This is a genomic window from Candidatus Palauibacter soopunensis, from assembly GCF_947581735.1.
Classification (GTDB): domain Bacteria; phylum Gemmatimonadota; class Gemmatimonadetes; order Palauibacterales; family Palauibacteraceae; genus Palauibacter; species Palauibacter soopunensis.
Map to the genome: position 1 here is coordinate 28,920 of NZ_CANPVT010000024.1, position 26,384 is coordinate 55,303.

Sequence of the window (26,384 nt, forward strand, 5' to 3'; positions counted from 1 at the left end):
ATCACGGCTCCGGCGCGAGGATCTTGTCGAGATACCGGTCGGGCGAGAACTCCTCCAGGTCTTCCGGGGACTCCCCGACTCCGAGGAAGCGGACCGGGACGGAGAGTTCGCGCGCGACGGAGATGACCGTGCCGGCGCGCGCCGTGCTGTCGAACTTCGCGAGCACGAGGCCCGTGAGGTCGAGCGACGCCCCGAACTGTCGCGCCTGGTTCATCACGTTCTGTCCGGAGGTGGCGTCGACGACCAGCAGCCGCTCGTACGGCGCGCCCTCCACCTGTCGCCCGAGCACTCGATCGATCTTGACCAGTTCGCGCATCAGATCGTCCTGCGTATGGAGCCGGCCGGCGGTGTCGACCAGCACCCAGGCGGCGTCCCGCGCGCGCGCCGCCGCCACCGCGTCGAACGCCACGGAGGCCGGGTCCGCTCCGGGCGTTCCCCCGACGAAATCGGTCTGCAGCCGTTCCGCCCACGCCCGGAGCTGCTCCTGCGCCCCCGCCCGGAACGTGTCCGCCGCCGCGAGCAGCACGCGGCCGCCGCCGGCCTGCAGGCGTTTGGCCAGCTTCGCCGCCGTCGTCGTCTTCCCCACGCCGTTCACGCCGACGAGGAGGAGGACGCCCGGCCCGTCGCCGCGCGGAGGCGGGCCGGCGAGCGACCCGCCGGCGGGAGGCCCGGCGGCGGCCAGCGTCTCGGCGAGCCGGGCCCTCAGCGTGTCGCGCAGGTCGTCCTCCGTCGCGACCGCGCCGCGGCTCGCCGCCCGCTCGAGCGCTTCGACGAGTTCGAGCGTGGCGTCGACCCCGAAGTCCGCCTCGAGCAGGACTTCCTCCAGGCGCTCGATGGCGGCGCCGTCGAGCCCTCCGTCGACGAGCGTGTTCACGTCCGTGAGCGCGAAGTCGACGATCCGCCGCCACAGGCCGCGTTTCGGGCGGCGGAGAGTTCCGGTCACCGGAGGCCGATCCGGTGCCGCCACACCCACTCCCCGCACAGCAGCAGAACCGCGAGGAGGAACGGCCACACGGGCCGGGGCGAGCGGACCTCGGCCGGCGCGCGGGGAGAGGGCTGCGCTCCGATGGCCATGGGTTCGGACGGCGGCCCGGGGAGAAACTCGCGCGGATCGGGCTCGACATCGACGGGCCGGCGGAGTTCGACGGACCCCTCCGGGCCGGTCGCCGTCACGATCGCGTCGTAGCGACCGGGGGGGAGACCGGAACCGACGAGTTCGGCGGGCGGATCCGCCACGGCTTCGCTCCACACCTCCGCGCCCGTCTCATCGAGCACCTGGATCGTGAGGTCGGAGGATCCGGGACGGATGCGCCACACCTGCGGTTCGCCGGGCGCCGGCGTCCGCGCGAGCGAGGCGAGCCGGGGCGTCGCGTCCTCGACGAGCCAGCCGACGATGCCGCTGAACACGCCCTCGTAGACCCGGCGCGGCTCGTTCCCCCGCAGCGACCAGCGCCACCAGTCGGAAGCCGCGGAAAGCGCCCACCGGCGCGTCCCATCTTCGCCCGCCGTGAGGAGCGGCCTTCCCTCGCCGCGCCGGTTCCGGCTCGCGTTGATCACCGACCATCTCCCCGCGGGCTCCACGGCATAGAGTTCGCGGACCGGGGGCAGAAGATCCAAGTCGGCCTCGGCGAGGAGCGCCGCCGAAGGGCTCGCGGGCACCGGCCCGGCGGGATACCACTCCCCTGGCAGGGGACCCGTGACGCGCGCCCCCACCCCCGGTACGTCACCCGGCCCCCCGGCGAAGAAGAGCGTCCGCGCGTGCGTCCTCAGCGCGCCGGCCAGCCACGGCGGGAGATCGTCCGGCGAGGCCTGGACGGCGAGCAGGCGCGCGCCCCGTACCGCTTCGCGCACCCGCGATGCCTCGACGATGCGGGGACCGGCGCCCATCTCCAGAAAACGGTCATCCGCCAGGCGCAGGTAGCCGCGCGCTCCCCCCAGGACGAGCCGGTCGAGGGCGGGGACGATGAAACGCGCCTCCCAATCGGCGGCCAGCGACACGAGCACGGCCCCGGCGGAGGACTCGGAGACCTCGATCCACGCGCCGGTCCGGTCGGAGACGCCGAAGGGATCCGGCGGATCGACGAGCACGGCTTCATAGCGGCGCCAGGCGGGCTGGGCGCCTTCGTCCCGCGGCACGAAGGCGATTTCGGCGCGACCCGTCCGTCCGGCGGCGGGGCGGGGCGCCCGCACGGTCGCGACGACGGTTCCTTCGCGTTCGAGCTGGAAGCTCACACTGTCGGGCAGCTCGCCCCCGCCGCCCGATCCCCCACCGGCATGGAACTCGAGCGTGGCGCGGACGGTATCGCCGGCTCGGGCCCGCTCGGGCGCCCGCAGCGCCGCGAGCGCCACCCGGGGCTCGACGGCGGCGACGCGGAGTTCACGGACCCCGAGACCCAGACCGGCGGCCGCCTCACGGGCGGCGTCACGATCCGTCAGCTCGCCGTCGGTGAGCACCCAGACGCTGTCGGCTCCACCCAGGCGCGCGGCCTGCAGGGCCGGTTCGAGCCGGCTCGCGTCGTGCGTCGCGCCGAGCGTGTCCAGTGAATCGAGTCGGGCGGGGACGGGGCCGTCTCCAAACAGATAGATCCGGTCGGGGGCGAGTGCGGGCAGAAGCGCCAGGGCCGAGTCGAGCCGCGTTGCCCCTCCGGGTCCTCCGGCGCGGACCGGGAGCGTCATGCTGCGCGAGATGTCGAGTAGCACGACGCGTTCGGGCACTCCGACGCCGCTGCCGCGCAACGCGGGCAGCGCGAGCGCGCCCAGAATGAGGAAGAGGGCCGCCGCCCGGACGGCGGCGGGACCGGTGCGCCCCGCGACACGTTCCTCGCGCGTGCCATAGGCCCAGCCGGCGAGCGCGACTGCGCCAAGCGCGACGAGAAGCCAGAGGCCGGGGCTCAATCCTGTGTGCGGCGAGCGCGCTGCGTGGGATGGACAGGCATCGGAAGGCTTCGCAACTGCGCGAGCATGACATTCCGACCCGCCGCAAACCGCTCGCGCAGTTCAGCGGGGATCGGCTCGGCCCTGGGCAGCTGCAGACGGGCCGGGTTCACCTGCGCGCCGTTCCGCAGAAACTCGTAGTGAAGATGGGGCGCGGTCGCGAGACCGGTGTCGCCCACATACCCGACGACCTGCCCCTGTTCCACCTGGGTCCCGGTCGCGACGCCGCGCGCGACGTTGGTCAGATGCGCATATCGCGTGCGGATATTGTTCGCGTGACGAATCTCGACGGCGTTTCCGTAGTTCCCCCACCACCCTGCCCGAGTCACGCGTCCGGCTCCCGTCGCGCGCACGGGCGTGCCTCTCGGCGCTCCGTAGTCGACGCCGAGATGCGGTCGAGTACGCCGAAGCACCGGGTGGAACCGCCTGAGGTTGAACGCGCTCGTCACACGGACGATGTCCAGCGGCGCGAGCAGAAACTGGCCCCTGAGAGCTTCGCCCGCTTCGTCGTAGTACTCCACGCGATCGGCCGCGGCATGCTCGAATCGCACTCCCGTGAGGACCCGCCGGTCGTTCCGGAAATCCACGGCGAGTACCCTCGCGTCGCGCACGGAGCCATCCGGCCGCACGTCGCGCTCGATGAGAAGCCGGTACGCATCGTTCCGCCGCAGGTCCCGCCAGAAGTCGATCTGCCACGCGAAGACCTGCGCGATCCGGTACGCCACGTCGAAGCGTCCCGCGTCGTCCAGCGCCTCCACGTCGCCCGACAACTCCGCGTCGAACAGGTTCGACTGGATGAGACCCGCGAGGAGAAGCGTGTCTCGTACGACCTGTACGGAGTCCAGCCGGGCCGACCACAACGGCGCAGCTTCGCGGTCGGACCACAGGTGGAGGACGCGGTCGGGGTCGAGGTCGACGCGGATGCGCGCCGGAGACTCACCGGGTCGGCGCACGAAATGAATCGCGACCCCGGGCCGCAGCCGGCGCGGACTCTCGAATTCGCCCATCGCCTCCGCGATGGCATGCGTCGCCGCGGGACCCAGGCCATGGTCCTCGAATACGTCCCCCAGCGTCTCGCCCCGCCGCAGACGATGCACCAGCGTGATGGGCGCAGGCGGCGTCGGCACTTCGACGACCTTGACGTCCTCCGTCCGCTCGGCCCGGGGGCCGAACGCGGCCCAACCGAGGACGAGAACTCCCGCGAGAGCGAATCCCGCCGCAGCAGCAAGTCTTGTTCTCAAGCGTGCTCAGTCCATCTGTCGCCGAATGAAGGTCGGGATCTCGAGATCCTCGAACTCGACGCGTGCATCGGTCCACGAATCGCTGTCCGGCACTTCGGACTCCACGTCGGGCGTCGCTTCTTCCGCCGCGGGATCCGGTGTCGCCGGTTCGGCTTCGTACCCCGGCCCTTCGCGCATCGATCCCTCCGACGCCGGCGGTTCGAGCGCCGGTGCCGGCTCCGGCTCCGGTTCCGGCGCGGATTCGGCCGCGGCCTCGGGCGGCGGCTCGAGCACGGGCTCGGCCGTCGGCTTCTCGGCCGCGAGCGCTTCGAACGCGATGCCCGCCTGCTTCACTTCCAGGTGGGGTTCGACGGGTTCGGGCTCCGGTTGCGCCGACGGCGCCGAACGATCGTCGAAGGCGCCCGGGCGCTCGTACTTCGAGCCGATGACGACCGGGGTCGCGCGAGGCACGGGCGACGGCTTGCGCGCGGGGATCACCCTCTCCGCCACCGGCGCCGGCCCATCTTCCTCCATGTCTCCGAAGCCCGTCGCAATCACCGTCACGCGGATCTTGCCTTCGAGCTGAGGATCGTGCACGACTCCGAAGATCATCTCGCCCTCGTCGCCGGCAGCCTCCTGAATGATCGAGTTGGCCGTCGTGACCTCATCGATCGTCAGGTCCGGACCGCCGCTGATGTTGACGAGAACCCCCGTCGCGCCGTTGATGGATACGTTGTCGAGGAGGGGCGAGCAAATGGCCTGCTGCGCCGCCTCCACAGCGCGGTCTTCGCCCGTCGCGGTACCGGTTCCCATGAGGGCGGCCCCGCGGTTCGACATGACCGTGCGGACGTCCGCGAAGTCCACGTTCACCTCGCCGGTCACGGAGATCAGGTCGGAGATCCCCTGGGTCGCCTGGAGGAGTACCTCGTCCGCCTTCTTCAGCGCCTGGCGGAACGTCATCTCCTTTCCCACGACCGCGAGCAGACGCTCGTTCGGCACGACGATCATCGTGTCCACCGAGCGCCGAAGCTCCCTCAGCCCGATCTCGGCGTACCGCATCCTCTTCTTGCCCTCGAAGTGGAACGGGCGGGTCACGATCGCAATGCAGAGCGACCCCATTTCCCGCGCCATGCCGCCGATGATCGGGGCCGCGCCCGTGCCCGTGCCTCCGCCCATCCCCGCCGTGACGAAGACGAGATCCGCGCCCTCGATCGCCGATCGTATCTCCTCGGCACTCTCGGACATCGCCTGCCGACCGATCTCGGGACGGGCGCCGGCCCCCAGGCCTCGCGTGAGTTCCTTCCCGATCTGGACTCGCAGGTGGGCGCCGGATTCCTTGAGCGCCTGGGCGTCGGTATTGACCGCGATGAACTCCACGCCATCGAGTTCCTCGTCGATCATGCGGTTGACCGCATTGCCGCCGGCGCCACCCACGCCGACGACCTTCATTTTCGCGTTACGCACGCCGTTTTCGTCAAACGCAAAGACCATGTGTCCCCTCCCTCCCATCAGAAAAACTCCCGTAGCCACCCGCCGACTCTTGCGAAGGCGCGGGTCGCTCCCACCAACCCCCCGGCCGAGGCCCGCGATGCGCCGTACAGCGCCAATCCCGCGGCGGTGCTGTAAGAGGGGCGCGCGACGCCCTCCGCCATGCCCCCGAGGCCGAGTGAAGGAATACCGGTGCGAACAGACAGGTTGAAGACCGAACGCGCGAGGTCTTCCGTGTGCGCGAGCGAAACCCCGCCGCCACTCAACACGATTCCCGCCTCAAGTTCGCGCAGCGTTCCGCTCGTCTCCAGTTCCTCGTACACCAGTCCAAGGATTTCGTCCAGCCGTTGTTCGATAATGTGCAGCAGCAACTCGCGTGACACACGTCGAGCGCGCCCGTGCCGAGCCCCCGAGACGTCGAGCAGCTCCTGCGAATCGGCTCGGTCGCGCAGCGCTCCGCCGTGTCGCTCCTTGAGTTGCGCGGCCTCGTCTTCGTGAACGCCCAGGCCGCGAGCGATATCCCGTGTCACGATCGATCCGCCCCACGGCAGCGTCGCCGCGTGAAGGATGCTGTGTCCGCCGTACACGAGCACATCGGTCGTCGCGCCCCCTATCTCGACCAGGGCCACGCCGGCCTCGCGCTCGGCATCCTCAAGCACGGCGAGCGCCGTGGCAAGCGGCGCCATGACCAGCTCGTCCGGACGGTACCCCGCGCGGTCGACGATCTTCGAGATGTCGTGGCAGATCGCCACATCCGCCGTCACGATGCAGAGGTCCGCCTCGAGACGGGTTCCGGCCATGCCGACCGGATCCCGGATCCCGTCACGATGGTCGACGGTGTACCGCTGGGACAGGGCGTGCATCAACTCGTGGCCGGGCGGGATCGGAACGGCCCGGCCCACCTCCTGCACGCGCTTGACGTCGGCGGGCGTGATCTCCGAGCCGGAGACCTGAAGCAGACCCTTCGATCGGGACGTCCGGACACTTCCGCTCGGCACGCTCACGTAGGCGGCTTCGACTTCGCGGCCGGCCGTGGCTTCCGCCTGTCTGACGGCCGTGCGAACGGCCCGGGTCGCCGCCTCGATATCCCCTACGTTCGGGCCGTTCATGCCCTCGGAACGCGTGACCCCCAGGCCGAGAATCTCGAGCGGATCGGTGGGCTGGCGGCCCGGATGCACCGCGGCGACGACCGCACAGGTTTTGGTCGACCCCACATCCACCCCGACAATGCCCGCCCCCTGAATCATCGCTCCTCCACGCGCGTCAGTACAACTTGGCCTCTGAAACGCGCGTCCGCACGTGCGACGCGCCGGTCTTCGATCTGCCCGAGCGCGATCGACACCCGGTCGAGGGCGCACAGGGGCTGATCGCGGGGCAGAAGCACGACCTCCGCCCCGGCGCCCGGCAGGAGCAGGAAACGGTATCCCCCCTCCGCCGCGGGCCCGACCTCGGAGACGAGTGACATGAAGTCGCTCCGCGTCCGATCCATGCGCGCCAGCGCGAAGATGAGTTCCCGCACTCCCGGGTCCGTCACGAAACCGTTCTCCATCTCGACCGGGCCCCGGACGATCGGCAGGTCGAGCGACACGGAGGAGGGTTCGAGCGGCAGCACGTAGCCATCCCCGCTCACGGGACGCAGTTCGGGCGTCGCCACGAGCGCGACCGCGCGTCGCTCCACGACGGCGATTTCGAAGGTGCGGAAGCCCTCTCGGCGGGCGGTGGCCTCGCGAACCATGGGATGGGTGCGGACGCGCTCCTCCCATGTCGCGGGATCGTCCCACACGGACGCGTCCGGCGTGACGGCGAGCGTCCTGATCTCGTCGGGCGGGATGTGATCGGTCCCGGTCACGCGAAGTTCCGATATCTGAAACGCGGGCAGCGTCGCGAGGAGGCGCGGCACCCAGATGGGGACGGAAAGACCGATCGAGGCGACCATCAGGGCGAGGAGGAGCCTGCGGCGTCCGCGGCGCGTGATGCGCCTCGAGCGTGACGTCCCGCGCCTGATCATGCGGCCCCCACCCGGGCGAGTTGCGCGGGATCGAACCCCCACAGGTGGATCTCCGGCTCGAGTGCCACGCGGAGACGCGCCAGCGCGCGGCGGCGAGTTTCCGTCATGAGTCCGATGACGTCGGCCGCGCGGGCGCCACCGAGGTTGACGATGAAGTTCGCGTGCCGTTCGTGGACCTGGGCGCCCCCCGCCCGAACCCCTCTCATTTCCACCTGGTCGACGATCTTCCAGGCCGGGGGATGCGGCGGACCCGGGTTCTTCCACGTCGATCCGACCGAGGGCAGGTCGTACACCTGATCCCGGACCTTTCGCTCGCGGAAACTCAGGTGTGCCTCGCGGACGGCGTCCGCCTCGGCCGGCGTCGCGTCGAGGCGCGCGCGCACGAACACCCAGTCGGCCGGGACGCTCACATGACGGTACTCGGGCTGCGCCTCCTCGGGCCGGACCCGCACGAGTTCGCCTTCCGGCGTCACGGCTTCCGCCCACTCGACCCGATCCCACAGCCCCTCGTCTCGCGATCCGGCGTTCATCCGCAAGCCTCCGCCGAGGGTGCCGGGGACGGCCTCCAGGAAATGGAATCCGGACCGTCCGTGGCGGCGCGCGGCCTGCGCGAGAGCGGGCAGCCGGGCGCCGGCCCCGGCTTCGATGGCGGTCGCTCCGACCCGGACGGTCCCGAAATCGCCCTCGAGAACGAGGACGGGCTCCGCCACCCCGCCGTCCCCGATGAGGAGGTTCGCACCGGTCCCCAGCACGCGGCAGCCGCGGCCCGACGTTTCACGCAGCGCGGCGTCCAGTTCCGCGATCGACCGCGGTCGCGCGAGCCGCGCGGCCGGCCCGCCGATCCGGTAGCGGACCAGGGGCGCGAGCGGGACGTCACGTTCCCACCGCATCGCCCGTCCGCCGCTGGACCGCCGCCTGCGCGAGGTCGGTGACATCGCCGGCGCCCATGAAGACGAGCACCGCTTCTCCGGCGCCGGCCTTCGGCGAAACGAGGTCCAGCGCGCCCTTCCGGTCGATCGACGCCGCGGTCGCGCCGGCCCCGTCGATGATCAACTCCGACGTGACGCCCGGAAGCGGCGCTTCACGCGCGGGATAGATGGGAAGCACGCGCGCTTCGTCCGCGGTCATCAGGGCGCGGGTGAACGCGTCCGCAAAGTCGCGCGTCCGGGTGAACAGATGCGGCTGAAAGACCACCGTCAGCCGGGCGTCGGGATACGCCTCCCGCAGGGCGGCAAGCGACGCCGCGACCTCGGTCGGATGGTGCGCGTAGTCGTCGAAGACCGTGAGGTCGGGCCACGCCGCGATCATCTCGAGTCGGCGCGCCACGCCGCGGAACTCGCTGAGCCCGCGCGCCGCCGCCCGCGGATCGCCGCCGAGCCGGAACGTGGCGAGGAAGGCCGCCGCGGCATTGAGCTGGTTGTGGCGCCCCGGCACGCGGAGCGTGAGATCAACCGTTCCGTCCGGCCAGGAAAGGCGCAGCCCGCGCCGGCCCGCCGCTTCGAGCCGGCACCAGGCTCCGTCCCCGAAGCCGTACCCGAAACCGTGCTCCCCGTCGGAGAACCCGCACGCCTCCGCGAGTCGGCGGGCGCCCTCGTCATCGTGGCAGTAGATAAGACCTTCGGCGCGCCGCGTCCGCCGGGCGAACTCGACGAACGCGGCACGGAGACGCTCCCAGCTTCCGTAGGTGTCGAGATGTTCAGGCTCGAGCGAGCTGATCACGGCGAGAGTGGGATGAAGTTCGAGGAAGGAGCGGTCGAACTCGTCGGCTTCCACGATGGCGGGACCATCTCCCAGCCGTGTGAACCCGTTCCACGCGTCGACCCGGCCGCCGACGAGGACGAGGGGATCGAGCCCGGCCGCGGCCGCCGCGTGTCCGGCCATCGCGGTGATCGTCGTCTTCCCGTGCGTCCCCGCAACCCCGACCATCGCCTGCCCGTTGAGGAGGGCGCCGAGCGCCCGGGCCCTGCGCATCACCGGAATGCCGGCGACCTCCGCCCCGACGACCTCCGGCTGGTCTGCCGGCACGGCCGAACTTCGAACCAGCAGATCGGTCCCCGACAAGTGGGCGGGGGCGTGCTCCCGCTCGACCCGGATCTCGTTCGCGGCTAGGTCGCCGAGGGCATCCGCCGGGGCGCGGTCGCACCCGCTCACGACGTAGCCCGCCCGGTCGAGGAGAAGGGCGAGTCCGCGCATGCCGGCGCCGCCAATCCCCATCAGATGGACGTGTGCCCCCGGCGCCGGGAGGTCCGCGGTCCCCGCCGTGCGGGGCGCCCCCGCCGCCACCCCGCTCATGCGGCGCGCCGGCCCATGAGCGTGAGCATCTCGCGGGCGATGTCGAGGGCCGCATGCGGCCGGCCACGGCTCGCGGCGGCCGCCGACATCCGGGTCAGGCGCGCGTCGTCGGTGAGGATATCGCGACACAGCGACCACAGCTCGCCGGCCTCGAGTCCCTCCTCCTCGCGAACTTCCGCGGCGCCCGCCGCCGCCAGCGCCCGCGCGTTCGTCAGCTGGTGCCCCCCGGCCGAGGTCGGAAGCGGCACGAGCACGGCCGGTCGGCCCGCGGCGCACAATTCGGCCAGCGACATCGCGCCCGCCCGGCACAGCGCAAGCGTCACCCTGTCCAGTTGTCGGCCCAGGTCGTCGATGTAGGAGACGACGCGCACCCGGTCCGCGAAGGGAAGCTCCGACGTGCGCGCGGAGAGTTCGGCCGCGTGCGCGGGTCCGGCGATCCACACGACCGAGACGCCGTCCGGCCACGCGGAGGCGTCCCGCGCCGCCCATTCCAGATCCCGCAGAAAGGCCCGGTTGAGGCCGAGCGCGCCCTGGCTTCCGCCGAAGACGAGGAGGTTGCGGCCCGCGGGCCAATCGAAGCGGGCTGCAGCCGAGCCGCCGGAACTGCCGGCGTCCGTCGCGCCGTCCAGCGAGGGGGCGACCGGGTTCCCCAGCGCGCTCAGGCGCGTGCGCCCCCCGACCCGGAGCCGGTCCTCGGCCTCGGGGTATCCGAGGTGGATCTGATCGACGCCCGGCGCGAACAGGCGCGTCACGAGCCCGGGAGCCGCGTTCTGCTCCTGAATCGCCGTGGGAACTCCGTGCAGGCGGGCTCCCGCAAGCGCGGGCCCCGCCACGTATCCCCCCGTGCCCACGACGAGCCGCGGATCAAAATCCCGGAACGCACGCCGCACGCCGGCGAGGACGGTCGGAGCCGACGCGAACAGACGCCAGTTTCGCCACGGCCGCTGCCGGTACAGCGGTTGGAGCGGCAGGAGCCGGAACTCGTACCCGGCGTCAGGCAGCACGCGGGCCTCCAACCCCCGCCGTCCGCCCAGGAACACGCATTCGACGTCGGGGGCCAGCCGACCGAAGGCCGCCGCCAGGTTCAGGGCGGGGTACAGGTGGCCGCCCGTGCCGCCTCCCGCGAGCAGGATACGAGGCGACGCCATGCGTCAGCATCTCCGCCGTGAAGCCACGTTGATCAGGATGCCCGTGACGCCGAGCGCGATGACGAGCCCCGTGCCGCCGGAACTGATGAAGGGGAGGCTCACCCCCGTCGTGGGCAGCAGCCCCATCGTGATCCCGATGTGTCCGAACGCTCCGATGGCGACGATCGCCGTAAGCCCGATCGCAATCAGGCGCCCGAACAGGTCCGGGGCGGACTTCGCGATCCGGAATCCGAGGTGCGTCCACGCAAGGAAAAGGACGAGCATCGTGACCGCGCCCACGAATCCCCATTCCTCCGCGATAATCGGATAGATGAAGTCGTTCTGCGCTTCGGGCAGGTAGTGAAGCTTCTGTGTGCTTTCGCCGTAGCCCGCGCCGAGGATCCCGCCCGAGCCGATCGCAATCTGCGCCTGCTGCAACTGGTAGCCGGCGCCCGAGGTGTCCGCCTCCGGATTGAGAAACGCGAGGATCCGTGTGAGCTGGTAGCTGTTCGAGCGCACGAGCCACCACACCCCCGCGCCGATGGGCAGCGCGAGGAGGAGGAAGTGCCGGATGCGCATCCCGGCGGCGAAGAGCACGGTCGCGGCCAGCGCAGCCGTGATCAGCGTCGCCGAGAGGTGCGGCTCCGCCGCGATGAGGACGAGGAGGGGGCTCAGGACGAGGAGGAACGGGAGCACTCCGCTCAGGAAGCTGCCGAAGTTCCGTTGCTTGCGAACGGCGAGCGCGGCCGTCCAGAAGACGACCGCGACCTTGGCCAGTTCCGAGGGCTGGAAGGTCGCGGGCCCGAGCATCAGCCAGCGGCGGGATCCGTTCCGGACAGGCGCGATGTCCGTCGTGAACGGGAGGATCATGACGACGAGGAGGGCGGCTACCGCCCCGAGGATCGGCCACGCGAACCGCCGGTAGGTGCGATAGTCGATGAAGGCGGCCACGATCAGCGCCACGAAACCGACGGCGGCGCGAGCCAGCTGGCCCATGAGGACGTGGTTCCCCGGCAGTCCGCTCTGCTGCGCCGCGAAGGAGCTCGCGGAATAGACGGAGAGGAGCCCGAACACGACGAGGACGAGCGTGATCCCGATGAGCGCATTCCGCACCCACGCCGGCGAGCCGGCGAACTCCTGCACGCGCGGGAGTTCCCGTGAGATGGCGTGATCCGTCACGTCGCCCGCTCCGAGTCCGGGCCTTCGTACGATTCGCGGACGCACCGTTCGAATGTCCGGCCCCGCTTCCGGTAGTCCGGGAACATGTCGTAGCTCGAGCAGGCCGGAGAGAAGAGGACGACATCGCCGGGATGGGCGGCTGCGCGAGCACGGCGCACGAGCTGCGGGACTCCGCCGGCGACCTCGATCGGCGCCACGTCGCCCAGTTCCCGGACGATCTGCGGCGCGGCTTCTCCGAACGCGATCAGGGCCCGTGCGTTCTCGCGCAGCGCGGGCGCGAGCGACCGGTACGACTCGCCCTTGTGCCGGCCTCCGAGGAGCGCCACGAGGGGCCGGTCGAACGCGTTGAGCGCGACGCGGGTCGCGGAGACGTTCGTTCCCTTGGAATCGTTGATCCACAGGACGTCCTCGAACTCGCCCACCCTCTGGAGGCGATGGGGAAGTCCCTGGAAGGAAGCGAGTCCGGCTCCGATCGCCGCGGCCTCGCAACCGGCGAGCGCCGCTCCAAGACCCGCCATGAGCGCGTTCATGACATTGTGGACGCCGACGAGTTGCAGTTCGCCGGCCGCGATCCACGGCTGCGGCGCCCCCCCTGCCTCGAGACGCTGGACCAGTCTCCCGGCTTCGTCCAGCCACGCTCCGGGTTCCTCGTGCGGCTCGATCGAGGCGATGTAGCGGCGCCCGGCGGCCGGTTCCGCCATGGCGAGCACATCGTCGTCATCCCCGTTCAGGACCCAGCGGCTGTCCTCGTCGGCGTTCGCGAACAGGCGCGCCTTGTCCTCGTAGTAGCGCTCGATGCTCGAATACCAGTCGAGGTGGTCCGCGGCGAGGTTCACGAGCAGGCCGATCTCGGGCCTGAACGCCTGGAGATCGGCGAGCTGGAAGGAACTCAGCTCGACCACGAGCCAGTCCGGCTGCTGTTTCATCAACGGAATCTCGGAGAGGGGACGGCCGATGTTCCCCGCGGTGAGCGCGTCCACGCCGGCCTGCTGCAGCAGGTGCCCGCAGAGCGCGGTCGTCGTCGTCTTGCCGTTCGTGCCCGTGATGCCGATGACCCTTGAGCGGAGGTGGCGGTAGGCGACCTCGATTTCGGCCACGGTGGGCACCCCCGCGTCCGCCACCGTCCGCCGGATTTCGGCGGTCGGCGATATTCCCGGACTGGTGACGACGAGGTCGGCGTTGAGGATTCTCTCCACGTCGTGCTGTCCCACTTCCGCGTCGATGCCCTCCGCGGTGAGGGCTTCCACGGCCTCGCGCTGCCGGGGACCCTCGAAGGCGTCGCTCGCATATACGTCCGCTCCGAGCGCGTGCAGGAGGCGCGCCGCGGCGGTTCCCGACACTCCGAGTCCGAGAACGGCCACGGGCTCGCCGGGCCCGAAGAGCGGAGGGCGACGGTCGTCCGCCATCAGCGGATCTTGAGCGTCGCGAGGCCGACGAGCGCGCAGATGACGCCGACGATATAGAACCGCGTGACGACCTGCGTCTCGGGCCAGCCGAGTTTCTCGAAGTGGTGATGCAGCGGGGCCATGCGCAGGAGCCGGCGGCCCTCCCCCCACCGACGGCGGCTGAACTTGAACCATCCGGTCTGGAAGATCACGGACAGCCCTTCGAGGACGAACACGCCCCCGACGATGACGAGGAGGAATTCGGACTTCAGGAGCACGGCGACGGCGCCGATCGCGCCTCCGAGCGCGAGGGAACCCGTGTCGCCCATGAAGACCTGCGCCGGATGAGCGTTGAACCAGAGGAAGCCGATCGCCGCCCCCGCCAGCGCGGCGCAGAACACCGACAGCTCCCCGGCCCCGTTCAGGTACAGGACGCCGAGATAGGCCGACGTGTCCACCCGGCCGATCGCGTAGGCGAAGGCGCCGAACGTGAGGGCGGCAATCGCGGCGAGTCCCGTGGCCAGCCCGTCGAGGCCATCCGTCAGGTTCACCGTGTTCGCGCTTCCCGCCACGACGATGGCGACGAACAGCGGGAAGATCGCCGGGGTGAGGACGACGGTCAGATCCTTGAAGAACGGGAGCATCGTCTGCGTCGCCCCGTAGGAGGACAGGGGCTGCCAGAGAAGGAACCCGCCGAGCACCAGGCCCAGCACGAACTGCCAGATGAACTTGTACCGCGCGATCAGGCCCCGCGAATGGCGGCGCACGATCTTCAGGTAGTCGTCCATGAAGCCGATCGCGCCCATCCAGGCGGTGACGACGAGGGCGACCCACACGTAGGTGTTGTCCAGGCGTGCCCAGAGAAGCGTGGGCAGGAGACAGGCGGCGAGGATGATGATGCCGCCCATGGTCGGGGTACCCGCCTTCGCGAGGTGCGCGGCCGGCCCCTCGGCCCGCACGACCTGTCCGATCCCGTGCTTCCGGAGTCTGCGAATCACTCCCGGTCCGATGATGAACGCGGTGAGAAGGGCGGTCACCATGGCGCCGGCCGCGCGGAACGAGATGTACTGGAACACGTTGAACAGGATGTGCTGGTCCGCGAGCGGGAAGAGGAAGTGGTAGAGCATCAGGCGCCCCCTCCGAAACGGGCTTCCAGTTCGTCGATGACCCGCTCGAGCCGGACGCCGCGCGAACCCTTCACGAGCACGACCTCATCTCCTTCCAGCGCGTCCGCGAACGGTCGCACGGCCGCTTCGGGATCCTCCGCCCGGATCAGGGCAGAACCGTGCACGCCGTCGAATGGCGCGTCGCAGAAGAGGCCTGTGGCCGCGATGACGTCGAACCCCGCGGCCCGCATCTCGTCGCCGATCTCGCGGTGCGCCCTGGTCTCCTGGGGGCCGAGTTCGAGCATCGAGCCCGCGAACACGGCGCGGCGGCGGCCCGGGAGCAGATCGCGAGTCTGGGCGATCGCCGCGCGAAACGAATCCGGGTTGGCGTTGTAGCAGTCGGCCAGCACCGTCAGGCGCCCGATGCGGCGCAACGCACCGCGCAGGCCGAGTGGTTCGTAGCGCGACAGCCCTCGGGCGACCGCGTCGCACGGCACCTCCAGCGACTCCGCCAGCGCCGCCGCGATCAGCGCGTCCCGCAGGTGATGCTCGCCGCCCACGCCGAGCGCGACGCGAGCGCCGCCGCGGCGGAACTCGATCCGGTCCGCTTCGACCGTGTACGCCTCGGGTGCGAAGTCGGCCTCCGGTCCGAAGCCGGCCACGATCGCGTCGGGCCGGTGGGCCCGGGCGGCGTCCGCGAGGATGGCGGGTTCCTCTCCCACGACGAGCACGCCGCGGCCCGAGGCGCCGTGCGCCAGCCCCATCTTTTCCCGCAGCACGCCGTCCACATCCCCGAAACACTCGAGGTGCGCGGCGCCGACGGTCGTGATGACGACGTGGTCGGGCCAGGCGATCTCCGCCAGTCGGGCGATCTCACCGGGCTCGCTCGCCCCCACTTCCAGAACCCAGGCGTCCGCGTCGGGAGGGGCGCGCAGGATCGTGAGCGGGAGCCCCACCTGGCTGTTGTAGTTCCCTTCCGTGCGGTACACGCGGCGGGATTCGGAGAGGGCGCAGGCGATCATCTCCTTCACGGTCGTCTTGCCCGAACTGCCCGTGATCGCCACGACGGCGGCGCCGGATTCGCGACGGGCGCGTGCGGCGAGATCGCCGAGCGCCCTCAGAGGGTCGGCGACGGCAAAGTACTCCAGCCCCAGCGCGGGATCTTCCCGTCCGGCACGAACGATCGCGCCCGGCGCGCCCCGGGACGCCGCCTGGGGCAGGAAGTCGGCCGCATCGTGCCGTGCCCCCGTGAGCGCGACGAACAACTCGCCGGGCTTCAGCGTCCTCGAATCGCAGGATACGCCGGTGTACGCCCGCTCTCCGGCGTCGCGGGGGCTCGCGGCGCCGCCGGCGTCCAGGCGGAGCGCCGCCCGAATCCAGCCCGAGCGCAACGGCGGAGCCTGCGTGGCCGCCGTCACGCCGTTTCTCCGGGTAGCCCGGATGTGCCGGGACGTACCGGGAGGAGATCCTCCACGATCCGACGCTCGTCGAAGGGCAGTCGCTCTTCGCCGATGACCTGGACCGTCTCGTGTCCCTTGCCGAGGAGCGCGACCGCATCGGCCGGGCCGGCCTCGGCGAGTCCCCGCGCAATCGCCTCCCGTCGGTCGACGACGATCTCGTAGCTGTCCGGCGGGAGCCCGACGACCATCTGACGGCAGATCTCCGACGGGTCCTCCGACCGGGGATTGTCGCTCGTGACGATCGCGACATCCGCCAGGCGGGCGAGGATGCTCCCCATCTGCGGCCGCTTGCCGGGGTCCCGGTCGCCGCCACAGCCGAGGAGAGCGATGACCCGACCCGGCACGATCGCCCGCAACGAGGAGAGCGCCCGCTCGCACGAATCCGGGTTGTGCGCGAAATCGCGGACGACGAAGACCGGCTCTCGCGACAACACTTCCATGCGCCCCGGCACGGACGGCGCCGCGGAGAGCCGGGCAGCGATCCGTTCGAGCGGCATGCCGAAGCCCCACGCGACGGCGGCGGCCGCGAGGGCGTTCCGCACGTTGAAATCGGCGGGAAGCGGCAGCGACACGGCGGCTGCCTCGCCGGGCGCCCGCAACGTGAAGCGCGCGCCCCCCGCGTAGAGGTCGAGTTCATCCGGCCACAGATCGGCGGTCGACTCGAAGCCGTAGCGGAGCGTCGTGGCGTTCGCCGGCGCGATCTCCTTCCACGCGGGCTCATCGTCGTTCACCGCGCAGACGCCACCCGGCACCAGCAGCTCGAGCAGGCGCAGCTTGGCCTCCCGATACGCCTCGATATCCGGATGATATTCGAGGTGTTCGCGGCTGAAGCTCGTGAAGCCCACGGCATCGAAGGAGAAGCCATCCGCGCGGCGCTGGTCGAGCGCGTGCGACGAAACCTCGAGGACCGCCGCCTCGGCGCCACTCGCCCGCAACGCGGCGAGTTCGAGGGCCAGGTCGATCGGATCGGGGGTCGTCAGCCCCGGGTCCCCGACTTCACCGTCGGTGGATACGGTGCCCAGGGTGCCCAATGCCGCGGCAGGTCCCATGTCGTCCAGGATCCAGCGCGTGAGCCAGGCGGTCGTCGACTTTCCGTTGGTTCCCGTGATGCCGACGAGGCGGAGCGCCTCGCCGGGGTCGCCGGCGAAGAGCGCGGCGAGATGAGATACGGCCGCCCGAGCGTCGCGGACGGCCAGTTGCGGGAGGTCGATACGCGCGACGCGCTCGACTACGGCGGCGCCGGCCCCCGCACGCTTGACCGCGTCCAGGAAGGCGTGGCCATCGACACGCGTCCCCGGAATCGCGCAGAAGAGGTCGCCGGCGCCGACCAGGCGGGAGTCCGAACGCAACGCGGGGAACTCCGCGGGAGGAACGCCTCTCCACCGTGGTTCGAGGCCCGCCTCGTCAAGCCTGCGCTCAACCTGTCGGTTCGTTGTTGGCTGTTGCGGCAAAGTCCAGTGGTTAACCTCCCTCCAGTCTTGTATTCCCGAGACCCGTCTTCGTTCGCGAGAGGCCCTCTCGGCTATCTCAGGACGACGGTCCCACCCCGGAGCAACTCACTCCCGGGCGCGGGGCTCTGTCCCACGACGGCCCCCTGTCCGCGCCACTCCACGCGGAGACCGAGCGCGTGCAGGCGCGCGGCCGCCGCCCGCGCGGACAGTCCGGCCAGGTCCGGCAGCGCGACGACGCCCCTCCCGCTCGTGTCGGTCCCGTCGGGCGTACCGTCCACGCCCGTACCGCTCGAGGCGAAGATGACGGCACCCTCCGGCGAGCCGGCCGCAGGCCCGCCGGACCACGGCCGGGGACGAGCGTCGGAGACGACGAGACGTGGATCCACCTGCACGCCATCAGCCGCGAGCGCCGCCTTGAGGGTCGCCTGGCTTGTAGGCGCCGCGATCGCGCCCCCGTAGTAGACACCGCCCTTCGGGTCTTCGAGTCGCGTGAGGATGACGATTCGCGGGTCATCCGCCGGCGCGAAGCCGACGAAGGAGGCGCGGTACCGTCCCGGTGCGTAGCGGCCGTCCACGGCGAGGCGGGCCGTTCCCGTCTTTCCGGCGACCGCGAACCGCGCCATGCTCGCGAGCGTTCCGGTGCCGTCCCGGACGACCTCCTCCAGCACCCCGCGAACCGCCGCCGCCACTTCCTCGGAAATGACGCGCCTCACCGGAGTCGGGTCGAAGCGGCGCACCAGGTGCCCGGACGGATCCCGTATCTCCCGGACGAGGCTCGGCCGCATCAGCACGCCGCCGTTCGCGATGGCCCCATAGGCCAGGGCGAGTTGCAGGGATGTGGCGGAGATCTCGTACCCGATCGCGTGCGAAGCGGGGCTGAGCGAGGTCCACGACTCGGGCCGGCGGAGGCGCCCCGGCGATTCGGCGAGGTGCCCCAACTGTGTCCGGATGCCGAAACCGAAGTCACGCAGGTAGCGATGCTGGACTGCGGGCGTCAGGCGGGCGGACAGCTTCGCGGCCCCCACGTTGCTCGATTTGGAGATGATCCTTCGCACGCTGAGCGTGTCGTAGCCGTGGACGTCCGAGATCACCCTCGAGCCGATCCGCAGCCGGCCATCCTCGACATCCACGATCTCGTCCAGATCGACGAGATCTTCGCTGAGGAGGGACGCGAGAAGGAACGGCTTCAGCGTGGAGCCGGGTTCGTACGGATCGCTGAGACCCGAGATCCGGTCGGCCGCTCCGTCGGTGCGCTCGCTCGCCAGCGCGAGAATCTCGCCGGTACGCGGATCGAGGAGGACGATGTCGCCCCCGCCCGCCCCCGTCTTCGCGAGCGCGCGCGCAAGTTCGTTCTCGGCGATCCGCTGCAGTTCGGCGTCGAGCGTGAGCACGACATCGTGTCCGGGCACCGCCTCGACGACCTGTCCGCCGGGCGGACGGTAGGCGTTGCGATGGCCATCGAGTCGAACCTCCGCGCGGCCGGGCTGGCCGACGAGCCAGAAGTCGAGATCGGCCTCGAGGCCCGTTCCGCCCCGGCCATCGGACCCCACGGCGCCGATGAGACGGCGGCCCATGCTGCGGGGGTATTCTCTCGCGGACCGGCTCTCGAAGTAGATCCCACGTCCGATCGTCCGCTGTAGCCGAACACGTTCCTCGTCACTCACGTCGCTCGCGACGAGGGACCAACCGCCCGCGGCTTCCGCGATGGCGCTCCGGCGCTCCGGCGCCACCGGCACGACCGAGGCAACCGTCTCGATGGCCTCGGCCCGGTCGACGCGCAGTTCGTCTACGGCCAGAAAGACCTGGTATCGCGTGTCCGGCGCCGCGAGGACGCGGCCGCGACGATCCAGAATCCGCCCGCGTACCGCGGGCAACAACTCCCATTCGGCGCTCTGTGCGACCTGCCTCGCGCGATGCGCCTCGCCTTCGAGGATCTGGAGGTCGCCCAGGCGCACGGCATACGCCAACGCGACGAGGGTGAACGCGACGCCCAGCGCACGATGCCGGGTGCGCTGCGTGCGTGCGAGCGCCGCCTCGCGCGCGTCGCCCGCAAAGCCCTCGAGCTGCGTCGTGCTGTGAATGCCGAAACGCGTCACCTGTCCGCTCCCCTGCCGGAGGCCTCCACTTCTTCTTCAGCCGGCGAGTATCCGGCATCGACCTGCAGCAGTTGCTCTTCCCCTGCCCTCTGCAGTCCAAGTGCTTCCGCCGCGGGTTCTATCCGCGCCGGCGCCGCGAGTGAATCGACCCGCGCCCGCGCCGCGTCGATCCGGTCCGTGACGACCCGATCCTCCGCCTCGATTCCTCGAAGCTCGGCCATCAACCTCCGCCCTTCCTCGCCCCGACGGACCACGCGCGCCAACGAAGCTGCCAGCGCGATGACTGCCACCCCGACAGCCATCCACCGCAGGAGCGTTCTGCGACGGACCCTCCGTACGCTCCCGCTCCCCTGGTTCATGCGCCGCCCGCCTGCTCGTCCGTACCGCGCTTCTCCCACACTCGGAGTCGCGCGCTGCGTGCCCGCGGATTCCGGGCTACCTCCTCGGCCGAGGGGCGCGAAGGCCGGCGCGTCAGCGTCCGACCCAGCGACTGTCCCCGGCACCGGCACTCCGGAAGACCCGGAGGGCAGCGGCAGTCGGCAGACCAGTTTCGAAACGCATCCTTCACCAACCGGTCCTCCAGCGAGTGGTACGACAGCACCGCCAACCGCCCACCCGGAGCGAGCCGGCCCCGTATCCCTTCGAGCCCCTCGCTCAGCGCGGACAACTCGTCGTTGACCGCGATCCGCAGAGCCTGGAACAGCCTGGCTTTCTGCTTCTCCTGCGCCGACCGACCCAGCACCGCCGACAACGCGGCTACGAGGTCGTCACTCGTGCTGAAGGGCCGGATCTTCCTCCGCCGCACCACCTCACGTGAGAGCGTCCGCCACCTACGCTCTTCCCCATCACGGAAGACCCGGCCCAACTCGCGTTCGTCCGCCCGATTCAGCAACTCGGCGGCGGACCTTGTGTCGCGCGCCCTCTCGTCCATCCGCATGCGCAACGGCGTGCCCGGACGGAACGAAAAACCGCGCCTCTGTGTGTCGATCTGGTGCGACGAGACGCCCAGGTCCATCAGGGCTCCCGCCAGACCGTCCATCTCCGCGGCGAACTCCGGACGGGCCACGTCCCTGAAGTTCGCCCGTATCAGCTTCACCCGTTCGCCTGCCGAGGCGAGCCGCCGTTTCGCGGCCTCGATCGCCTCCGCATCCTGATCGATCCCGATCACGCGCACGGCCGATCCGGTCTCCAGCAGCCGGATCGCATGCCCCGCACCGCCGACCGTCGCATCCAGGAAAACGCCTCCGCACTCCGGGCGAAGCCACCGCAGCACCTCATCCGGCATGACCGGAGTGTGCCGAAACGTCTCCTCTGTCACTCCGTCGGCTTCCTCGACTCCCCCCACCGTGCCGTGATCGGAAAACCCGTCATGCGAACACCGTCTCTATCAATCGATCGAAGTCCTCGTCCGTCTCACTCGTCACGCTCTCGAACGTCTCCGGATTCCAGATCTGGACGTGGCTGATCGCGCCCACGACCAGAGCTTCACTTCCGAGCGCGACCGCTTTTCGCATCCTCTCCGGTATCAGGATCCGTCCCTGCGCGTCCGGCGAGACCTGCACGGCGTCCGCCGTCACGCGAAGCACCTGGGGGCGAAAGTGCGGTTGCCGTCTCGACATCTCCCGGAGTTCGTCCTGCACGTCTGCCCAGGCGTCTTCCGGATAGAGCGACAGCGCGTCGGGTTGCGTCTTGAGGAGGACGAACGGCTCCCGTTCCCGGCCCTTTCGAAAAGGCGCCGGTAGGCTGACCCGACCCTGCGAGTCGAGTTGATGTCGATAACTCCCCAGAAAGCCTGGCAAATCGTGCCTTCGACATTCTTCGAGGGTGTCCCTCCCAGAACGACCCGTTTCCACCCACCGAAACCCACCTTATAGGGCATGGCGATGGGTGTCAACCCCTTTTCTCCCCATCTCATACCATCGCGAGGACAAAAAAAGAGCCCGGCCCGCAGCGCAGCGGGCCGGGCTCCTCGGAGTTTATCGGCTGCAGGACGCCTCGATAATCGACTCCTGGCGGTACAGCTGGACATCGATCGCCTCGCGGATCTGCTGCTGGCTGCCGGCCTGGTGGCTCCCCGCCTGTGCCAGGTGCGTGCTCACCCGCTGGAAGGCGTTCAGGGCGCTCCGCGCGGGCGCGCAGGCCTCATCGTCTTCGTTGCGGCTGTCGTAGGCGCTTCCCTGCAGGTAGTAGCCGAACGCGATGAAGAAGTGCATCTGCTCCGACGCGGCCGGATCCTGGACGAACTCCGCGGCGACGGCGAACAGTTCGAGCGCCGTGGCGACCTCACGCACATCGATCGTGGCCGGGTTGGACAGCGCCCTGGACTGCGCCTCGAAGTGATTCGTGTAGGCCAGGCTGAAGATCGCGTTCGCGATCTGATTCGGGTCCGCCCCGTTTTCCACAGCGGCACGGAAGTCCGCGACCGCCCCCTCGACGTCGCCCGTCTGCAGCTTGAGCGCCGCGAGGCGCTGCCGGCCGTTCGGCACGTCCGGGTTGTACGCCAGCGCCTGCTCGAGCTCCGCGACGCCCATCTCCGGATTCTCCATCCGATCGTAGATCGTCGCGCGGGAAGAGTGCACCTGGGCGAGCAATTCCTCGCGGGACATCTCGCCTTCGCCGCTGCCGTCGGAACTTGAAATGGACTCGAGCGCCTGATCCGAGAACGCGAGCGCGGCGTCGTACTCCTCGAGGAGCATGTACGCGTTCGTCGCGTTGGAGAGCGTCGAGGGGTTCACGGCGTCGCCCTGCAGATCCACGAGCTTGCCGGAAGCGTCGACGGCGACCCGGATCATGGCGGCGTCGGTCACGGCCCCGTCGGTCTGTCCGGCCTGCAGAGCCGCGCCCGTCAGGTACTCGAGGAGGTCCACGTTGTCCGGCGCGCGCTCCACGCCGTCCTGGAGGAGTTGCACCGTCTCGGCCCAACTCCCGGCCTGCGTGAGGTCGTAGGCGATCCGCAACCGGATGTCCACTTCGTCCGGCCGGAAGTCGAGATACCGCTGGTAGTAGCGAAGCGACGCGGCGCCGTCGCCCAGCTGCGCGTACGTGAACGCGAGGGATTCCAGGGCTTCGGTGTCCGACGCGTTGTTGTCGACTACGCCCTGCAGGTCGGTGGCCGCGTCGCCCCACGCCTCGTTGAGCATGTGCGCGCGGCCCCGCAGATAGTGCGCCCGGTCGCTGTCGGGGTTGAGCGCCAGGGCCGCGTTGCAGTTGGAGATCGCCTCCATGGGCTGTTCGGAGGCGAGGTAGTCGCCGCAGAACGCAAGCGAACGGAGGTACTCGACGCCCCGCCCGAGCTGTCCCATGATCTGGGCGCCCGCCTCTTCGTGGGAGTCGTCGTCCGCCACCGTGAACGCCGTCATCGGGAGTTCGTCCCCGCTGCGGGGCTCGATGAAGTTGACGTCGACCTCAACCCCTCCGCCGGTCGCGACCGCCGTCCCGACCATGACGAGGGCGGCCTCCATCTGCAGCCCGAGCTGCCGCCAGTCGATCGCGGTCATCGTTCTCTCGTCGAGATCGTAGTCGTCGATCAGATCACGCGCATCATCGCGTTCGATGGCGATGTAGCCGGGGAAAATCTTGAGCCCATCCCGGATTTCTTCGGCGATGCGCTCCCCGAAACGGCGGTCGACCGGCTCGGTCGCCGCGACGGGCGCGACAAGGATCGTCAGGTCGCTCGTCTGCGCTTCGAGCGCCCGAGGCGCCGCCGGAAGGGAGAGGACGGCGACCCCGGCCGCCACCCACGGGAGAATGTTCCGCGTGCTTCTCATCGATTACCTCGGACCGTTCGTGCAACAGACAGCGCACGGATCACAGGGCCGTGCGACACACCAAAACCGGCATTACTTCGAAACAAGGGTATCAAGGTCGATTAATGCAAGCCGCCGCCGCGCGCAAGTCGCGATCCGAGGATCACTGCGCCAGCTTCTCACGCACACAGCCCGTGAAGCGATTGAACATAACATTCGAGACCGATTGAATCACGCCGCCGCGCCCGAACGACGCCAGCCGTCCGGTCAGCGCGATGGACTGCGACACCCATATCCGGGTTCCTCCGACCCCCTCCTCTTCTACAGACCGGAGTTGACTCAACATCGTCATTCTCACGTTGCCGCTGCCGCGGCGATCCCGTCCCTCTCCCGTCATCTTCATGTGATGCCGCCGGGCATCGAGTTCGTCGAAGCGGATCTCGCCCAGGAAGCGGGTCCCGATGGGGCCGAGCTTGAGCCCGATCTCGCCCCGGTACGTACGCTCGTCAACGGCTTCGAGCAGTGTCGCGCCCGGCAGGCACTCGACGATGCGCTCGGGATCCGTCAGAAAGCTCCAGACCTCGTCCACGCTCTGCGGGACATCGAAACTCTTTTCTATCTCGATCGCCATCGTCGTTCCTCGGAGGTTTGCGTGTGCGTGGAGCGAAGCCGGACGGGAACGGATCGCGGGTCGGGCGTCGTCTCCGGGGGAGCGGTTATATTGCCGGGAGCGGCTCTACCGCGGATCGGCTTCCACCGGAAGCTGAGATCGCCGCGTCGCACCCGCAACCGGGGAGGTCGTCGCCTTGCAACCGGACATCGCGAAGATCATCGAGGAACTCGAAGCGGTGGGCTACATCGCCGACCGCGGGATCGCGACGGCCGTCCATCTCGGCCTCGCCATGGAGAAACCGCTCCTCGTCGAGGGGGCCGCCGGCGTCGGCAAGACCGAGATCGCCAAGGCGGTCTCCATGTGGCTCGGGGCGGAACTCATTCGTCTCCAGTGCTACGAGGGGCTCGACCTTCCCACGGCCCTCTACGAGTGGAACTACCAGAAGCAGCTCCTCCACATCCGCCTTCAGGACGGCGACGGCGATGCCGAGGCGGTCCAGCGTACGATCTTCGGGCCGGACTTTCTTCTCGAGCGGCCGCTCCTGCGCGCGATTCGCTGCGAGACGCGTCCGGTCCTTCTCATCGATGAGGTGGACCGGGCGGACGAGGAGTTCGAGGCGTTCCTGCTCGAGTTGCTGTCGGACTTCCAGGTCTCGATTCCGGAACTGGGCACGGTCGAGGCGCGGACGCGGCCCGTCGTCGTGCTCACATCGAACGGGACGCGCGAGCTGTCCGACGCGCTGCGGCGGCGCTGTCTCTATCTGTGGATCGATTATCCGGAGCCGAAGCGAGAGGTCGAGATCCTGCGGCGGCGACGCCCGGACATCGCGGCCGCCCGGGCGCGGGAGGCCGTGAAGCTGGCCCAGCGGCTGCGGCGCGAACGGCTCGCGAAGCCCCCCGGTGTGGCGGAGACGCTGGATTTCGCCGCGGCTCTGGAGCACCTGGGGCCGGACCCCCTGCGCCCGGCGACGGCGCGCGACGCGATCGGGGCGCTCGTGAAGGACCCGAACGACCTCGCCGGGCTGACGGAGGAGCGGCTGGAGGAATTGCTCGCCCCGCCGGGGGACGGGGGGCGTTGACGCCGGAGCGCGTCGTCGACCTGGGCCGGCGACTGCGCGGCGAAGGCGTGGCCTGCGCGCTCTCCGAGTCCACGGCGGCCATCGCCGCGCTCCCGCATATCGACACGGAGGACATGGAGGACGTCAGAGCGGGCCTCCGCGCGGCCTTCTGCTCGAGCGCCGCGGACCTCGAGATCTTCGAGCGCTGCTTCCCCGCGTGGTGGCGGGGAGGGCAACCGTCATCCGCTGTCGAGGATCTCCTGTCGAAGGCCGCGGCGGACCGGGGGGACCGGCCAGCGGCCAGCGCGCTTTCCGTGCCGGACGGGCCCATGGCGGTGGCCCGCGACGATTTCGGGGAGCAGATGCGCGACGAGCCGGACTCCCGGGAGCGCCCGATCGGCGCCGTGTACAGCGCCGCCCACTCGCTCGCGCGGCGCTCCTTCGCCTCGATCGGCGACGAGGAACTGCGCGAGGTCGACGCCTGGCTCGAGCGGCTGATGGTGCGGCTGTCCACGCGACGCAGCCGCCGACTGGAGCCCGGAGGCCGCCGGGGGCCGATCGACGTGCGGAGAACGCTGAGGTCGCTCGTCGCGCACGAGGGCGAGCTCGTTCGCCTGGCGCGGCGGCGACGACGGCACGTACCACCGCAACTGGTCGTCCTGTGCGACGTGAGCGGCTCGATGGAGCGCTACAGTCGCTTCCTGCTGCGTTTCCTTCTGGGGTGCGGCCGAGCGCGAGACATCCAGACCTTCGCGTTCAGCACCCGTCTCACGCACCTCACGCCGTGGCTGGCCGGCGAAGAGATCGATCCCGCGCTGGATCGCCTGCGGGCCCGCGGCTGGTCGAGCGGGACCCGGATCGGCGAGTGCCTGGAGACGTTCGTGACCCGGCACGGCCAGCGGATGCTCAGCCGGCGGACGCTCGTCATCATCCTCTCCGACGGACTCGACCAGGGCGAGGTCGAACCCCTCCGGCGCGCCTTGGGTTGGATTCCGCGGCGCGCGCGCCGGGTGATCTGGCTCAATCCCCTGCTCGAGAGTTCGCGCTACGCGCCCGAAGCCAGGGGCATGCGCACCGCGCTCCCGTACGTGGACTACTTCCAGTCAGGGCACAGCCTCGAAGCGCTGAGGACGCTCCCGGGGCTGCTCAGATTGTGACTGGAGAAGGAAGGAACGGAGTTGGAGACGATCGCGACGGGACCCGGACGACTCCGAGTCCCGTC

General features: G+C 70.2%; 22 protein-coding genes. 2 read left to right on the forward strand and 20 right to left on the reverse strand.

Annotation, left to right across the window (positions count from 1 at the left end):
• Position 1: 1 nt before the first annotated feature.
• The 20 genes from ftsY to RN901_RS07420 all read right to left on the reverse strand — a co-directional run bounded on the left by ftsY (position 2) and on the right by RN901_RS07420 (position 24,123).
• A complete protein-coding gene (ftsY, locus tag RN901_RS07325) occupies positions 2 to 943 on the reverse strand; it encodes a signal recognition particle-docking protein FtsY (protein ID WP_310757487.1) in 942 nt (313 codons plus the stop codon).
• Positions 940 to 2,895 carry a hypothetical protein gene (locus tag RN901_RS07330; RefSeq protein WP_310757489.1) on the reverse strand — a complete coding sequence of 652 codons (1,956 nt, stop codon included), beginning with the start codon at positions 2,893 to 2,895 and terminating at the stop codon, positions 940 to 942. The genes ftsY and RN901_RS07330 overlap by 4 nt, the downstream gene beginning before the upstream one ends.
• Complete coding sequence (locus RN901_RS07335) at positions 2,892 to 4,175, reverse strand: M23 family metallopeptidase (protein WP_310757491.1); 1,284 nt, start codon at positions 4,173 to 4,175, stop codon at positions 2,892 to 2,894. Before RN901_RS07335 ends, RN901_RS07330 begins: the two co-directional genes overlap by 4 nt.
• Before the next feature lie 6 nt (positions 4,176 to 4,181).
• Complete coding sequence (gene ftsZ / locus RN901_RS07340; RefSeq protein WP_310757493.1) at positions 4,182 to 5,618, reverse strand: cell division protein FtsZ; 1,437 nt, start codon at positions 5,616 to 5,618, stop codon at positions 4,182 to 4,184.
• Between the two features lie 44 nt (positions 5,619 to 5,662).
• Positions 5,663 to 6,889 carry a cell division protein FtsA gene (gene ftsA / locus RN901_RS07345; RefSeq protein WP_310757495.1) on the reverse strand — a complete coding sequence of 409 codons (1,227 nt, stop codon included), beginning with the start codon at positions 6,887 to 6,889 and terminating at the stop codon, positions 5,663 to 5,665.
• Complete coding sequence (locus RN901_RS07350; RefSeq protein WP_310757497.1) at positions 6,886 to 7,650, reverse strand: FtsQ-type POTRA domain-containing protein; 765 nt, start codon at positions 7,648 to 7,650, stop codon at positions 6,886 to 6,888. Before RN901_RS07350 ends, ftsA begins: the two co-directional genes overlap by 4 nt.
• A complete protein-coding gene (locus RN901_RS07355; RefSeq protein WP_310757499.1) occupies positions 7,647 to 8,540 on the reverse strand; it encodes an FAD-binding protein in 894 nt (297 codons plus the stop codon). Before RN901_RS07355 ends, RN901_RS07350 begins: the two co-directional genes overlap by 4 nt.
• Entirely contained in the window at positions 8,524 to 9,942 is a 1,419-nt protein-coding gene (gene murC / locus RN901_RS07360) for a UDP-N-acetylmuramate--L-alanine ligase (RefSeq protein WP_310757501.1), read from the reverse strand. Before murC ends, RN901_RS07355 begins: the two co-directional genes overlap by 17 nt.
• On the reverse strand, positions 9,939 to 11,090 hold the full coding sequence (locus tag RN901_RS07365; protein WP_310757502.1) for a UDP-N-acetylglucosamine--N-acetylmuramyl-(pentapeptide) pyrophosphoryl-undecaprenol N-acetylglucosamine transferase: 1,152 nt from the start codon (positions 11,088 to 11,090) through the stop codon (positions 9,939 to 9,941). Before RN901_RS07365 ends, murC begins: the two co-directional genes overlap by 4 nt.
• A 3-nt stretch (positions 11,091 to 11,093) precedes the next feature.
• On the reverse strand, positions 11,094 to 12,248 hold the full coding sequence (locus RN901_RS07370; RefSeq protein WP_310757504.1) for a putative peptidoglycan glycosyltransferase FtsW: 1,155 nt from the start codon (positions 12,246 to 12,248) through the stop codon (positions 11,094 to 11,096).
• Positions 12,245 to 13,654 (reverse strand): UDP-N-acetylmuramoyl-L-alanine--D-glutamate ligase, encoded by a 1,410-nt coding sequence (murD, locus tag RN901_RS07375; protein WP_310757506.1) that lies wholly within the window; start codon positions 13,652 to 13,654, stop codon positions 12,245 to 12,247. Before murD ends, RN901_RS07370 begins: the two co-directional genes overlap by 4 nt.
• Positions 13,654 to 14,760, reverse strand: coding sequence for a phospho-N-acetylmuramoyl-pentapeptide-transferase (gene mraY / locus RN901_RS07380; protein WP_310757508.1), 1,107 nt, complete (start codon positions 14,758 to 14,760; stop codon positions 13,654 to 13,656). Before mraY ends, murD begins: the two co-directional genes overlap by 1 nt.
• Complete coding sequence (gene murF, locus RN901_RS07385) at positions 14,760 to 16,157, reverse strand: UDP-N-acetylmuramoyl-tripeptide--D-alanyl-D-alanine ligase (RefSeq protein ID WP_310757511.1); 1,398 nt, start codon at positions 16,155 to 16,157, stop codon at positions 14,760 to 14,762. The genes mraY and murF overlap by 1 nt, the downstream gene beginning before the upstream one ends.
• Positions 16,154 to 17,548, reverse strand: coding sequence for a UDP-N-acetylmuramoyl-L-alanyl-D-glutamate--2,6-diaminopimelate ligase (locus tag RN901_RS07390; RefSeq protein ID WP_310757514.1), 1,395 nt, complete (start codon positions 17,546 to 17,548; stop codon positions 16,154 to 16,156). Before RN901_RS07390 ends, murF begins: the two co-directional genes overlap by 4 nt.
• A 173-nt stretch (positions 17,549 to 17,721) precedes the next feature.
• Positions 17,722 to 19,746, reverse strand: a complete 2,025-nt coding sequence (locus RN901_RS07395; RefSeq protein WP_310757516.1) for a penicillin-binding transpeptidase domain-containing protein — start codon at positions 19,744 to 19,746, stop codon at positions 17,722 to 17,724.
• Positions 19,743 to 19,967, reverse strand: a complete 225-nt coding sequence (locus RN901_RS07400) for a hypothetical protein (protein WP_310757518.1) — start codon at positions 19,965 to 19,967, stop codon at positions 19,743 to 19,745. Before RN901_RS07400 ends, RN901_RS07395 begins: the two co-directional genes overlap by 4 nt.
• 134 nt (positions 19,968 to 20,101) lie before the next feature.
• On the reverse strand, positions 20,102 to 21,064 hold the full coding sequence (gene rsmH, locus RN901_RS07405; RefSeq protein WP_310757520.1) for a 16S rRNA (cytosine(1402)-N(4))-methyltransferase RsmH: 963 nt from the start codon (positions 21,062 to 21,064) through the stop codon (positions 20,102 to 20,104).
• A gap of 49 nt (positions 21,065 to 21,113) precedes the next feature.
• Positions 21,114 to 21,545: a hypothetical protein gene (locus RN901_RS07410; RefSeq protein ID WP_310757522.1), complete on the reverse strand. Its 432-nt coding sequence runs from the start codon at positions 21,543 to 21,545 to the stop codon at positions 21,114 to 21,116.
• 177 nt (positions 21,546 to 21,722) lie between these two features.
• The gene (locus RN901_RS07415) at positions 21,723 to 23,513 is read right to left on the reverse strand and encodes a tetratricopeptide repeat protein (protein ID WP_310757524.1); all 1,791 of its coding nucleotides are present in this window, start codon (positions 23,511 to 23,513) and stop codon (positions 21,723 to 21,725) included.
• 142 nt (positions 23,514 to 23,655) lie between these two features.
• Positions 23,656 to 24,123 (reverse strand): SRPBCC family protein, encoded by a 468-nt coding sequence (locus RN901_RS07420; protein ID WP_310757526.1) that lies wholly within the window; start codon positions 24,121 to 24,123, stop codon positions 23,656 to 23,658.
• Positions 24,124 to 24,298: 175 nt separating this feature from the next.
• On the opposite strand from RN901_RS07420, the gene RN901_RS07425 reads away from it, so the two are divergent.
• Positions 24,299 to 25,183 (forward strand): MoxR family ATPase, encoded by an 885-nt coding sequence (locus RN901_RS07425; RefSeq protein WP_310757528.1) that lies wholly within the window; start codon positions 24,299 to 24,301, stop codon positions 25,181 to 25,183.
• Entirely contained in the window at positions 25,180 to 26,319 is a 1,140-nt protein-coding gene (locus RN901_RS07430) for a VWA domain-containing protein (protein ID WP_310757530.1), read from the forward strand. Before RN901_RS07425 ends, RN901_RS07430 begins: the two co-directional genes overlap by 4 nt.
• Positions 26,320 to 26,384 lie beyond the last annotated feature (65 nt).

What these genes read in the sequence shown, in the direction of transcription:
- mraY (WP_310757508.1), bottom strand. Translation starts at nt 14,760, where the DNA reads ATGCTCTACCACTTCCTCTTCCCGCTCGCGGACCAGCACATCCTGTTC.
- RN901_RS07400 (WP_310757518.1), bottom strand. Translation starts at nt 19,967, where the DNA reads ATGGCCGAGCTTCGAGGAATCGAGGCGGAGGATCGGGTCGTCACGGAC.
- ftsA (WP_310757495.1), bottom strand. Translation starts at nt 6,889, where the DNA reads ATGATTCAGGGGGCGGGCATTGTCGGGGTGGATGTGGGGTCGACCAAA.
- RN901_RS07365 (WP_310757502.1), bottom strand. Translation starts at nt 11,090, where the DNA reads ATGGCGTCGCCTCGTATCCTGCTCGCGGGAGGCGGCACGGGCGGCCAC.
- RN901_RS07355 (WP_310757499.1), bottom strand. Translation starts at nt 8,540, where the DNA reads ATGCGGTGGGAACGTGACGTCCCGCTCGCGCCCCTGGTCCGCTACCGG.
- RN901_RS07420 (WP_310757526.1), bottom strand. Translation starts at nt 24,123, where the DNA reads ATGGCGATCGAGATAGAAAAGAGTTTCGATGTCCCGCAGAGCGTGGAC.
- RN901_RS07415 (WP_310757524.1), bottom strand. Translation starts at nt 23,513, where the DNA reads ATGAGAAGCACGCGGAACATTCTCCCGTGGGTGGCGGCCGGGGTCGCC.
- RN901_RS07350 (WP_310757497.1), bottom strand. Translation starts at nt 7,650, where the DNA reads ATGATCAGGCGCGGGACGTCACGCTCGAGGCGCATCACGCGCCGCGGA.
- murD (WP_310757506.1), bottom strand. Translation starts at nt 13,654, where the DNA reads ATGGCGGACGACCGTCGCCCTCCGCTCTTCGGGCCCGGCGAGCCCGTG.
- murC (WP_310757501.1), bottom strand. Translation starts at nt 9,942, where the DNA reads ATGAGCGGGGTGGCGGCGGGGGCGCCCCGCACGGCGGGGACCGCGGAC.